General features: G+C 57.8%; 13 protein-coding genes. 2 read left to right on the forward strand and 11 right to left on the reverse strand.

Going from position 1 to position 11,650, the window contains the following annotated elements:
* The first annotated feature begins 267 nt into the window (after nucleotides 1-267).
* On the forward strand, nucleotides 268-1,875 hold the full coding sequence (locus tag FBY02_RS22755) for a methyl-accepting chemotaxis protein (protein ID WP_144930363.1): 1,608 nt from the start codon (nucleotides 268-270) through the stop codon (nucleotides 1,873-1,875).
* 130 nt (nucleotides 1,876-2,005) lie between these two features.
* Here the strand turns inward: FBY02_RS22755 and FBY02_RS22760 are convergent, their stop codons facing one another.
* Complete coding sequence (locus tag FBY02_RS22760; protein ID WP_047699872.1) at nucleotides 2,006-2,683, reverse strand: RES family NAD+ phosphorylase; 678 nt, start codon at nucleotides 2,681-2,683, stop codon at nucleotides 2,006-2,008.
* Nucleotides 2,683-3,090 (reverse strand): MbcA/ParS/Xre antitoxin family protein, encoded by a 408-nt coding sequence (locus tag FBY02_RS22765; RefSeq protein WP_144930364.1) that lies wholly within the window; start codon nucleotides 3,088-3,090, stop codon nucleotides 2,683-2,685. Before FBY02_RS22765 ends, FBY02_RS22760 begins: the two co-directional genes overlap by 1 nt.
* 351 nt (nucleotides 3,091-3,441) lie before the next feature.
* Here FBY02_RS22765 and FBY02_RS22770 point away from each other — a divergent pair, with 351 nt between their 5' ends.
* Nucleotides 3,442-4,368 (forward strand): LysR family transcriptional regulator, encoded by a 927-nt coding sequence (locus FBY02_RS22770; RefSeq protein ID WP_144930365.1) that lies wholly within the window; start codon nucleotides 3,442-3,444, stop codon nucleotides 4,366-4,368.
* Here FBY02_RS22770 and FBY02_RS22775 read toward each other — a convergent pair.
* The 9 genes from FBY02_RS22775 to aguB form a co-directional block, all read right to left on the reverse strand.
* A complete protein-coding gene (locus tag FBY02_RS22775; protein ID WP_047699877.1) occupies nucleotides 4,285-4,602 on the reverse strand; it encodes an AzlD domain-containing protein in 318 nt (105 codons plus the stop codon). The two genes, FBY02_RS22770 and FBY02_RS22775, sit on opposite strands and share 84 nt — an antisense overlap.
* A complete protein-coding gene (locus FBY02_RS22780; protein ID WP_144930366.1) occupies nucleotides 4,581-5,294 on the reverse strand; it encodes an AzlC family ABC transporter permease in 714 nt (237 codons plus the stop codon). The genes FBY02_RS22775 and FBY02_RS22780 overlap by 22 nt, the downstream gene beginning before the upstream one ends.
* Nucleotides 5,291-5,728: a GNAT family N-acetyltransferase gene (locus tag FBY02_RS22785; protein WP_178111900.1), complete on the reverse strand. Its 438-nt coding sequence runs from the start codon at nucleotides 5,726-5,728 to the stop codon at nucleotides 5,291-5,293. The genes FBY02_RS22780 and FBY02_RS22785 overlap by 4 nt, the downstream gene beginning before the upstream one ends.
* 13 nt (nucleotides 5,729-5,741) lie before the next feature.
* Nucleotides 5,742-6,488 carry a 2OG-Fe dioxygenase family protein gene (locus tag FBY02_RS22790; protein WP_144930367.1) on the reverse strand — a complete coding sequence of 249 codons (747 nt, stop codon included), beginning with the start codon at nucleotides 6,486-6,488 and terminating at the stop codon, nucleotides 5,742-5,744.
* 233 nt (nucleotides 6,489-6,721) lie between these two features.
* On the reverse strand, nucleotides 6,722-8,008 hold the full coding sequence (locus tag FBY02_RS22795) for an OprD family porin (protein WP_144930368.1): 1,287 nt from the start codon (nucleotides 8,006-8,008) through the stop codon (nucleotides 6,722-6,724).
* A 239-nt stretch (nucleotides 8,009-8,247) separates the two neighbouring features.
* Entirely contained in the window at nucleotides 8,248-8,922 is a 675-nt protein-coding gene (locus FBY02_RS22800) for a DsbA family protein (RefSeq protein WP_144930369.1), read from the reverse strand.
* Nucleotides 8,923-9,122: 200 nt separating this feature from the next.
* Nucleotides 9,123-9,323, reverse strand: a complete 201-nt coding sequence (locus FBY02_RS22805) for a hypothetical protein (RefSeq protein WP_047699889.1) — start codon at nucleotides 9,321-9,323, stop codon at nucleotides 9,123-9,125.
* 244 nt (nucleotides 9,324-9,567) lie between these two features.
* The gene (aguA, locus tag FBY02_RS22810) at nucleotides 9,568-10,674 is read right to left on the reverse strand and encodes an agmatine deiminase (RefSeq protein ID WP_144930370.1); all 1,107 of its coding nucleotides are present in this window, start codon (nucleotides 10,672-10,674) and stop codon (nucleotides 9,568-9,570) included.
* 3 nt (nucleotides 10,675-10,677) lie between these two features.
* Nucleotides 10,678-11,556 carry an N-carbamoylputrescine amidase gene (aguB, locus tag FBY02_RS22815; RefSeq protein ID WP_144930371.1) on the reverse strand — a complete coding sequence of 293 codons (879 nt, stop codon included), beginning with the start codon at nucleotides 11,554-11,556 and terminating at the stop codon, nucleotides 10,678-10,680.
* Between the last annotated feature and the right edge of the window lie 94 nt (nucleotides 11,557-11,650).

Consider the following 11,650-nt stretch of genomic DNA (forward strand, 5'->3'; position numbering starts at 1 on the left):
CTCGCGGGTGTAGGTCTTTCGCTCTTGCATGGATCCTCCTGATGGGGCGAATCATATCGCCCTTAAGAGGTGTCCGGGATCATTAAGCCAGTTCAGGGCTGCTCCGCACCCCAGCGGGAGCAAGCTCCCTCGCCACAGAGGTTGTGGTGCATTCATCTAATTATTCCCCCCGCCGATACCCCTGGATAACAGCACGCCCCAATCACGAGGCTCCGCTGGCGCTCAACTACACTTGCCCAGAAATCCCCGCTCCAGGAGCAATCGACAATGAAGATCCGCACCAAGATCATAGCTTCGGGGTTGGTCAGCCTTTTCTTTGCTCTTCTACTAGGCGGTATCGGGTTGTGGGGCTATCACTCCATGACCGAGTCCCTGGTGGAGAACGAGACCAGCATTTCCGCCATGCGCAAGCACATGGAGGCGGACATGATGCACGATGCCATTCGTGCCGATGTCTTGGCTGCGCTGGTGGCAACGCCCGGTGACGCTCAGGAGGCCAAGGAGGTGCAGGAGGCGTTTGACGAGCATTCGCAGCGGATGCGCAAGGTGATTGCCGAGAACGCCGAGGCAAGGTTGCCGGAAACAGTCGCCAAAGCCATCGTCGAATTGAAACCACAGGCCGACACCTATATCGATAAAGCCAAGCAGGTGATCGGCAAGGTGCTGGGGGGTGCCAAGGATATACAAGCGCTGCGAACTGAGTTCAATGCAGCGTTTTCGGCGCTGGAGGAGCGCAATGAAGCCGTAAGCGAGCTGATCGAGAACCAGGCCCAGGCTTCTCGCGAGAACCAGGATGACAGCATCCGATCTTCGGGACGCTGGTTGGTCGTGACATTACTGGCCACCTGTGTGGCATTGATACTGTCGTCCTGGAGCCTGCTCAAAGCGGTGCTCACACCGTTGAACAGAATCATCCTCAATACCCAGGCGATTTCCCAAGGCGATCTGCAACGGTCCATGGGGGCGCACGGCAAGGATGAACTGGGGCAATTGCAGGGCGTCATCGAACAGATGCAAGCCAATCTGCGGCAGATGATTGCCACGATCCGCAGTCAGAGCGACGAATTGCACGGCACTTCCCGTACCTTGGGCGACACTGCCAGGCAGATTGTCTCCAGCGCCGATCAACAGGCCCAGAGCGCGACCAGCATGGCGGCGAGCATGGAGCAGATGATGGCGAACATCAGCCAGATCCACCAGCACGCCGACAGCGCGCGGACGATTTCGGCGCAGTCGGAACAACTGGCGAGCAGTGGCGGGCAAGTGATTCTTGGAGTGGTGGAAGGCATGAGCCGCATCGCCGAGGTGGTCAACCAGTCCTCAACCAAGATCACGGCGCTGGACGCTTCGTCCGAAGACATTCATTCCATCATCCAGGTGATCAAGAGCATCGCCGAGCAAACCAACCTGCTGGCGCTCAACGCCGCCATCGAGGCCGCTCGCGCCGGGGAGGCAGGTCGGGGCTTTGCCGTGGTCGCTGATGAAGTGCGTAACCTGGCAGCGCGTACCACCCAGTCCACCCAGGAAATCACCGCGATGATCGAACGCATCCAGACCAGCGCCCGGGATGCCGTTTCCAACATGCAGGCTTGCGTCAGTCGCGTGGATGAAGGGGTGAACCTGGCCCAGCAGGCCGGGGTGTCCATTAGCGAAATCCGTACTGGCGCCCGTCATGCCGCCGAAGTGGTCGAGGAGATATCCCAGACGATTGCCGAACAATCGAAGGCCAGTGATGAGATGGCTCAGCGGGTGGAGGCGATTGCTGCCCAGTCACGGGAAAACACCCTCTCGATTCACCATCTGCAGCAAACGGCCAATCAATTGAACACTGCGGCGGGGTCGATGCAGTCTTCGGTGCAGCAGTTCAAGATCTAAGTTCTCTTTTTGTGGCGAGGGAGCTGGTTCCCGCCTGGGTGCGCAACGCTCATTTGGGGTCGCTAGGCAGCCCAGCGGGAGCAAGCTCCCTCGCCACAAAGCCACTTCTGTTCGATTTTTTGTTTCCGAATCACACCTGACTCACCTCGAACACAAACGAAATCTCCCGCTTCTGGGCACTCCAGACATACCGGATATGCTTGCCCTGCACCGGAATCGAAACCGCCGGCGGGCGAAATGCGGCGACGCATTCGTGACCAGGCAGGCGGACGCTGTTATAGAGCAGGCCCCAGGACAATGTTTCACGCAGTTGCCGGGCGAATACCTGGGACGGGCCATAGGCAGTGGGGTCCGGGTCGTGGAGGTGGGGATAATCGTGGCGGATGTCGTGCAAGGGCTTGATGACTTGGTTGACGTAGGTGCGCATGGTCAACTCCAGGTCCGGCTCGTTGGTCGCTCCGAGAAAGCGCGCCTGGTGATAGCAGGTTTCGGCGATAGCGGCTTCCTGGCTGCTGGCGGCATAGTAGACGCCAAAGGTACCGTCGCTGAAACGGCTGCTTTTGCCGATATGCGTGAACGCCGCCATCACCGGCGAAGATCCAGGTCCGGAAACCCGATCTTCGGGGCGTACCCGTGACAGCACCCCGGCCTCTTCCATCAATCGATCATTGGTCAGCGCTTCCAGGGCATAGGCCGTGGGCAGATCCTCGGGATCGAGTACATCTTCGAACAGCGTGATCGGCGGGAAGCTGCTGTTGACGATCCGATAGGCACGCTTCCATTGCGGGTCCGTCAGAGGTGGCGTCATCAGCCGCGTACTCCGTCGAGATAGCGCCTAACATCGGCGATATCCACTACCCGCCCGGCCAGCATGTAGGACAGCGCCGATTGGCCGTTGAACGGCGCAGCGGTGTTGGGGCTGCTGACCCATTGATAGGCCCGGTCCCGGCTGTTGCTGAAGATGATGCTCAGCGCCTTGTGAATGCCCATGAGGTAGGAGATGCGCTCAAGCGTGTCGCGAGGCAACCTGATGTTGGAGGGTAATTGTTTGTACTTGTAGAAGGTGGTGTTCCCCACCTTACCCAATAACGTGCGCTGTTGCTCGACGCTGCAGCCCCACAACTCCATGAGGTTGAAGAAGAACTTCAAGGCGATTCGACCCGCGTCCGGGGAATCCAGTTGCTGTGCGTTGAGGGTGATGGAGGAAGTAGCCATGGGATCTGGGCTCCTTGTGCGGGTGATGTGTAGAGGATAATACACATACGGATATAAATTAAGTTTTAATTCGAAAATGAATTATCAAAGCTGAGATCAAGTCCGGGTCCATCAGATTTTGTCACTTATCCGTCTGGCATCAGCCCTGACAAAAAGAATTACACAAGCCAACACCCGCCAAACCAGCAAAAAAACAGAATCCCACATAAGCTCCAACCAGCACCTACCAGAGCTTTTCACCACAAAACCGCGACAACCGTGGCAAGCTGCACGATGATAGCCACACGCACAGCCTGACCCGGGCCAGGTGCACAACAATAGCGAGCCCACTTAAGCAGAGGGCATTACCTCATGGATAGCAGAACCCTACGCAACCTCATGCGCATCGTGCAGACCGGCTCGTTGTCGGCGGCGGCGGAACATTCGTGTCTCACGGTGCAGGCATTGGCGGCGCAGTTGAACAAGGTCGAGGAGCAATTCGGCTTCCGGTTGTTCAGGCGTTCGAACAAGGGCCTGACGTTGACGAGCCAAGGCTCGGAACTGACCCCTTTCATGGATCAGGTGCTGGTGGCCACACGGCAGCTCGAAGAAAAAGTCATGGCGCTCAAAAAGCCCCGGCAGCGCACGCTGAAGATGGCGCTCAATACCACTCTGCCGGCGGAATTCAACCGGCGGATGATCGATCGGTTGATAGCCGTTTTCCCCCAGTATCAGCTGGAATTCAGTTACGCCGAATCAATGGAGAACCTGAGTAAACTCAAGAACGAAGGCTTTGACCTGGCCATCCTGATCGGGGCGCAGCAGAGCGGCTTTTCCAGCATCGCGATGCCTGATGTGCAGGTGCGGGTGGTGGGCGCCCATTGCGGCAATGAGGGCGATTCCCTCGGTTTGCTCGGAGACAGGTTTCAGGTACGCCCCGCAGAAGAGTGTCCGTACTCCCACAGCTTCCTCCGTTTTCTCGATGCAGGTCTGAGCGAGTACGGTTCGAGTCAGCGGATGGTGTATTCCTGCAGCGAAACGCTGACGTTGTCGTTGATCACCCAACTCGATGGCCTGGGGCTGGTGTCCCGGGATGCGGCACTGCGCAACGGCCTGACGATTTTCCCAGACTTCGAGGACTCTCTCGAGGTACGCCTGGTAGTGAACAATCCCGAATTGTCCGGCGAAGCGCTGCACGACGTGGTGGACCTGGCACTACAGGAACGAACCGAGCGCGATATACGCCGCCGTACCCACCGCCACACTGAGAAACAGGTTACGGCTGAAATACGCACATAACAGCGTCGGAATTGCGGCGTAGAACTCCGGGCGGTCGAGCTGTATCTGCTGATCCTTGATCAACAAGGGGGTAAGGCTGATGGCAGCGACGATCGCCACCGGCAGGTATTCCAGAGCGCGGGCAATGAAAGGCGGCCAGTGTTCCGTGTTGACCTGCAACGGCAAGGCACGGGGCAGGAAGGTTACGGCCATCATCAGGACCACCACCAGGATCAGGAACGTTTGGTCAGGCATACGCCCACTCCGCAGCCAACGAACGTGGCGATAAAGACGTTGAATGGCGAAGTGCCCAACAGGCTTAACACGCCCATGCAGACGACGGCCGCCAGGGCTGCGATCAGCTTGTTACGGGTATTGCACAGCGAAACCAGCACGTAGAGCATCATCGCGGTCAAGGCATAGTCGAGCTGGTACTTGATCAGGTGCGCGGCATATTGCGCGCACACGGCGCCCAACAAGCCGCCGAGCACCCACGAGGTATGGCAGAACAGGTTGAAGCCGATCAGATAGCGCACACTCACCGGCGCCCCGCTGCCCAGCTTGACGCTGTGAAAAGCGAACGACTCGTCCGTAAGCCCGGATGCATAGCACCAGCGCTCAAAGCGACTGAGCCCCAATGTACGCAAGGCCTTGGCCATGTAGACCGACATCAGCATGTGTCGCGCATTGATCAGGAATGTAGTAAGCACGATGGTGGTCAGCGACGCCCCGCTGGAAATCAGCGCCAACGCCGCGAACTGCGACGCACCCGCGTAGACGAACAGGCACATCGCTACCGGCAGCCACAAGGGCAACCCGGCGTTGACCGCCATCAGACCGAACACAAACGAAACCGTAAAATAACCCGCGACCACCGGGCTGGCTTCGGCGAAGGTGCGCGAGGCTTGTGGTTCGACCACCAGCGGCTGGCTGGAAGTCTTGCTCATAGATCCCTCTCGAAAGTGATTTCACCCCGCGGTTCACAGAACCCCTGGGCTGCCCAGAAACGCTTGCCGGCCAGGTTGGCATCGTCGACGAACAGGAACATGCGCAGCACGCCCACCCGTTTCATGTCGGCGGATGCCGCTTCCACCAGGCGCTGGCCCAGCCCCCGGGTGCGATGCCTTGGGCTGACCGCCAGGTGATTGATGGTGCCACGGGTACCCAGCATACCGCCAATCACCGCGCCTACCACACAACCACTGGTATCGATAGCCAGGTAAGCCGTGGTGGTTTCCTGCAATAACACCCCCCGCAGGAACCGCGCATCCTGCCATTCGCAGAACGAGACTTCGTCGAAACCGCGAAAAAACCGCTCCATGCGTTCGGCATCCCTGACCATCGCCCGGCGCAACAGGACCTGCTGCTCCGGGTCGTCCATGGGTACCAACTGTTCAGCGAACAATGTCAAAAGCGGTCCCGGGCCGCGAGAAAGAAATTGCCAGGATCTGCCTGAACGCCATTTCATGGCTGTGGATATTACGGGCCGGGGTCACATAGTGACGCATGTCGCGGTCGAGGAAGAATGTCGTATCGAGGATGTCCTCGTAGGTAATCGCCGCCAATTGTTCTTCCTGAGGGGTATACAACCGGCTCTCCGCGCCCGCCACGTTGTGACGGCCCCAGAAATGCACGCCGCTGAACGGGTAGCCGTCGCAGTGAATGCCTTCGGGCGTGATTTCCAGTTGTTTGCCCGGTTTGATCTCGATGCGGATCTGATGGATCTGGCACTGCCAGATTTCATCGTGCAGCTCCTGCGGCAGGACGTTCTTGTAGACCTCGAAGTCCGTGTCGATCAGGCTGCGCATCACCGGGGAGTTGATCACTTCGTTGGAGAAATCCTGGAAGTGCCGCTCCAGACCGCCGACGTAGCTGTTGTTGGCCTTGGACTGGATATAGGCCCGATGTTCGAGCTGCTTGAGCTCGCGGGTCTGGGGGTTGTATTCGAAGTCGCTGTAACGGCGAAAACGCATGCCTGACTCGGCCTGGCCGTAATAGCTGTCGGGTTCCATGTTGTCCCAGCTTTTGGTCAGCCGGACAAAGTCACCGAAATGACCGTAGAGATTGAAGTCTCCACCGCGGACGTTAACGTATTTGTCACGTCGTAGCGCTTCGCCCACTTCCCTGTTCAGAACGATCATTTTTATTAGGTCTCCACTGCATTGAGCGGCCTAATCTAGTAGGTGCAGAATTTCCGTCCATGAAAAAGAATTTGAGTCACTTCAAGTCGCACTTGAAACGAAGGATGAAGGACCATCCGTGCGCTTTTTTATCGGGAAAACAGACGGCTAGAGCAATATCTCCGACGCCAAAAGCCAAAAAACCCCGAATGTGGATTCGAGGTTTTTTCCGGCTCAGTTAATGTGATCAGGCATCAGAAGACGTTGATCGGGTAATCCACGAACACTCGCAGCTCGTTGCCGCTGACGTTGTACTCGCTGGATTTCTGCGAAACACGCAGAATAGAACTACGCAACCTCACGCTGAGATCCTTGGCCGGGCCGTTCTGGACCACGTATTTGAGCTGGTTGAAGATCTCGCGCTCGGTGCCGCCTTCGCTGGTTGAAGTGGTGATGTTATCGCCACGCACATAAGCGACGTTATAGGTCAGGCCGGGAACGCCGAATGTGCTGAAGTCCAGGCCGTAGCCCAGTTGCCAGCTGCGTTCGTCTTCCGCGTTGAAGTCGGACCAGTAGGAGTTGGCCAAGTAGATCGTATTACCACCATCCCCTACCCGATTCTGTTCACGCTGATAGCCACCATAGGCATAGCCCAGATTGCTGTCGCCGGTGCTGCGCTGATGAGCGAGTGTGAAGCTGTGCGGCCCGGTGGCGAAGGTCGCGGCCAGGCTCCAGATCTTGTTATCGTCGCCGGTGACGTTGTTCTCACGAACGTAGTCGTTGTCGAGCTTGGTGCGGTAACCGTTGAAGTCCAGCGTCAGAGACTGATCCTTGGCCAGCGGGAACACATAGTTGGCGTTGACGTATTGCTTCTTCAGCACATCTTCGACATCCGAAGCGTAGAGCGAAGCCTTGAACTGCTCGGAGAACTGATAGCTGCCGCCCAATACGTTGATCGACTTCAGCCCACCGCTGTCGCGGCCTTCGGCACTCTTGCGCGATTCGGCGGTGAAACGACCGGCGTTCAGTTCCAGGCCCTTGATTTCTTTGGATGTGATCAGCGTGCCGGTATAGCTTTCCGGCAGCAGCCGCGAGTTGTCATAACTCAACACCGGCAAGGCCGGCATCTGGTCGCCATAGGCCAATACCGTGTTGGAAACGCGGAACTTCACCGCTGCACCGAACCTGGACAGATCATCCGCCGCGTTACCACTGTCGCCTTGCTTGAAGAAGTCGATGCCGCCCGCACCGCTGCGGCCTTTGCCGCCATCCAGACGCAACGCGTACAGGCCGAAGGCGTCTACCCCTACACCGACGGTGCCTTGGGTGAAACCGGACGAGAACGTGCCAATGGCCGCCTGTCCCCATTCTGCCTTGTCCTGGTTGCCATCTTTGTAGTCACGGTTGATATAGGCGTTGCGCAACAGCACTTTCAGGCTGCTGTCTTCAACGAAACCCTTGGACTCGGACTGGTCGCTGGCCAAGGCGTGTGTCGTGCTCAAAATCCCCAGTGCGATCAAACCGATGCGCGTGTTCAACATGATTATTTTCCTTGTATGGGTTGATACGCACTGCGACCGGCAGCCGAAATGGCGCTTTTTGCGCTCTTTTTCGGACTCTTGCCCCTGAAATAATAAAAAGGCCCGCCCACGAGTGATCGTGTCGGGCCTTTTTATTATTTAAGAATCATGGCTGTTAGCCACAGGCGTAGGACGAATCCTAGCCGTGCCGCCAAGAATGTGTCAATTTCGTGAATCGTCTTTGATCAGGCGAAAAACGTCTAAGAACCCGAACATCCATCGAGACTGCAAAGCGGTGTCGCAGAAGAGGTCTGCGCCGGCAGGGACAGATTCAACCATTCGACGAATGCCTCGGGCTTGCCAAGCCAAGGACCGATGTCCACTCGCGTGAACTGCCCATCTTGTTGCAGAGCCAGGGTTGGAAAGCCCTGGCCACCGACCTTGGCCAGCAAGGCGCGACTGGCGTTGATATGGGTTTCTACATCGACAGCGGTGAACGCCGACTGGAATGCCTCGGCTTCCAGCCCGATGGCCTGGGCCAACTCCAGCAGCACTGTTTCATCGGCAATTCTCCGGCCTTCGACGTAGTGTGCGGTTTGCAAACGCTCCAACAGGTCCAGCCCCCGACCACCCACCTGTTCGGCAGCGAGAACCGCCGCGATGGGTGGCGCCGAATCGAATACCGCCCGCTCGTCCCGCAACAGTCCTTCGAAATAGGCCTCGCCAAACGGCTGCCCGGTGTACTCGGCGATCCGCCGGTCATGGGGCATCACGTAATTGCGCAACTGGAGTGAGACCGGTTGGCGATGGGTACCGGTCATCATTCCGCCGCCATGGGCGATCACCGGCAACACCGCACGGGCGGCTTGCACCAGCGGTTTGGCACCGTAGCACCAGCCGCATAGTGGGTCGTAGATGTAATGAAGGATGCTCATGGAAATTCCGCTGCCTTAAGGACTAATAACGGCAGCGTAGCCTCAGGAATCCCGCGGAAAAACGTCGAAATGACTTTCAGTCTGTTTCGCGAATCGGTCAAATGCCGGGCCTCCCTGTGGGATGTTTCAGTCTCTAGTCCGAGGATATAAAAAAAGCGCTGCCATCCCGGCCAGCGCTGTTTTATCAATCCATCGAATTCTTATCCTTGCATGACATCCCACAACGCTTCCAGCTCCGCCTCGCTGAATAGTCCAGCGGGGTAGCGCTCCATGATCAACCGACGCGGATCAGGTTCTCTGATCTGACGCGTACCGTTGGACTTCAACCACTGAGCCAGGGCTTGAAGCGACTCACCATTAACGGTCAAGGGATGGCATGTGCGCTCGCTTATCATATTCATTCCAGCGCCCTCTCCTGGTCGATGAGCGGCCAATTTATCCAAGGTTTATTACAAAACAACTCAGCTCCGCTCTTCGGAACTGCTGGAATGCAGATACAAGAGCTATGCCAATGTATCCGGCGTCGCCATCAAACGGGCACAAAAAAGCCCGCACCCCAATCGGGCTGCGGGCTCGCTTGAATGGATCCAAAAACACCGCCGCAGAGCCACCGCGATCAATGTCATTTGGCTGTTACATCGCCACTCATTTTGTGTACGGCGCCGGTTGCTGTTGAGTAAGGCAATGGATATTCCCGCCTCCCAGTAACAGTTCGCGACCTGGCACCATGACCACTTCGTGCTGTGGAAACAGGTTCTGCAGAATCTCCCTGGCCGTGGCATCCAACGGATCGTCGAAGCTTGGCGCGATGATGCCACCGTTGACGATCAGGAAGTTGACGTAGGAACCGGCCAGTCGCACGCTCGGATTGCGCTCCTGGGAACCTTCCACCGCATCCACACCGGCGCATTCCGCCTCGGTGGCATACAACGGTCCCGGAATCGGCATCTTGTGCACCACGAACGTGCGCCCCTTGGCGTCGGTGCTGTTTTGCAACACGTCCATCGCGGCGTGGCAGCGCGCATAGTTCGGATCCTGTGGATCGTCAGTCCAGGCAAGTAGAACTTCGCGAGGACGCACGTAGCAGCAGAAGTTATCCACATGGCCGTCAGTTTCGTCGTTGAACAAGCCGTCCGGCAGCCAGATGATCTTGTCCACCGCCAATTGGGCGCTGAGCACCGCCTCGATCTCCTCGCGACCCAAGTGCGGGTTACGGTTGCGATTGAGCAGGCATTCCTCGGTAGTGATCACGGTGCCTTCACCATCGACATGGATCGAACCGCCCTCGAGCACGAAACCTTCAGTGCGGTAACGCGGGCTGCGCTCGATCTCGAGGATCTTGCTGGCTATTTGCGAGTCCCGGTTCCACGGTGAGTACAGCCCGCCGTCAAAACCGCCCCAGGCGTTGAAATCCCAGTCGACACCGCGTACTTCGCCATGGTCATTGATGACGAATGTCGGGCCGGTGTCCCGGACCCAGGCGTCGTCGCTGGACATCTCCACCAAGCGGATATTCGGTATGTCGAGGCGCGCCCGGGCGTTTTCATATTGAGCCGCAGACACCGCCACGGTCACGGGTTCAAAACGAGCGATGGCCTTGGCGACCGCTACGTGGGCAGCCTGCGCGGGCTTGCCGCCCAGGCGCCAGTTGTCCGGGCGCTCGGGCCAGATCATCCAGACCTGGGTCTGGGTTGCCCACTCGGCAGGCATGTAAAAACCATCCGCGCGGGGGGTACTGTGCAACGTAGTCATGAATCAGGACTCCAGTGAGCCATCGAGGGTTTTGATCGCGCCATACAGGTTCGGACGGCGATCCCGGAAAATGCCCCAGGCACTGCGAATGCGCTCCAGCTCGTCAAGATCGAAACTGTGCACCAATACACCTTCCTCGGTTTCGTTCAACTCCTGGACCTTTTCACCGAACTGATTGGCGATGAACGACGAGCCGTAGAAGGTAATGTCGTAACCGTCCTGTTCCTCATTGCCAATACGGTTACTGGCCACCAGCGGCATCATGTTGGCGCCGGCATGGCCTTGTTGCACACGCTGCCAGTGATCCCGGGACGCAATGGCCTTGTCATGCGGCTCGCTGCCGATGGAGGTCGGATAGAACAGTATTTCCGCGCCCTGCAGCGCCATGCTGCGGGCACATTCGGGAAACCACTGATCCCAGCAGATGCCCACGCCGATCTTCGCATAACGGGTATTCCAGACCTTGAAGCCGGTATCACCCGGGTTGAAGTAATACTTCTCATGGTAGCCCGGACCGTCCGGAATGTGGCTCTTGCGGTACACCCCCAGGTTTTGACCATCGGCGTCGATGATTGCAACGCTGTTGAAACGCGCACGTCCGGCCAGTTCGAAGAAGCTGATCGGCAACACGACCTGCAGCTCTTTCGCCAGCTTCTGGAAATGCTTGATGGCTGCGTTCTCTTCAACCGAGGTCGCCAGCAGCAGGTAGTCCGGATTCGTCTTCTGGCAGAAGTACGGAGTCTCGAACAATTCCTGGATCAGGATAATCTGGGCGCCTTTGGCTGCGGCCTCGCGAACCCGATTTTCAGCGGTCTCGATGTTGGCTTCGAGGTCCCAGGAACAGGCCATCTGGGTGGCGGCGACGGTAACGATACGGCTCATGAATCATCTCCGGGCGATGTGCAGCGGATGACAAAAGAGGATACAAGCGGGCACGAAGGGATCAAGGCTTCGAGCAACGAAGACTTTATAGCCG

The sequence above is a fragment of the Pseudomonas sp. SJZ078 genome (assembly GCF_007828255.1).
GTDB lineage: Bacteria > Pseudomonadota > Gammaproteobacteria > Pseudomonadales > Pseudomonadaceae > Aquipseudomonas.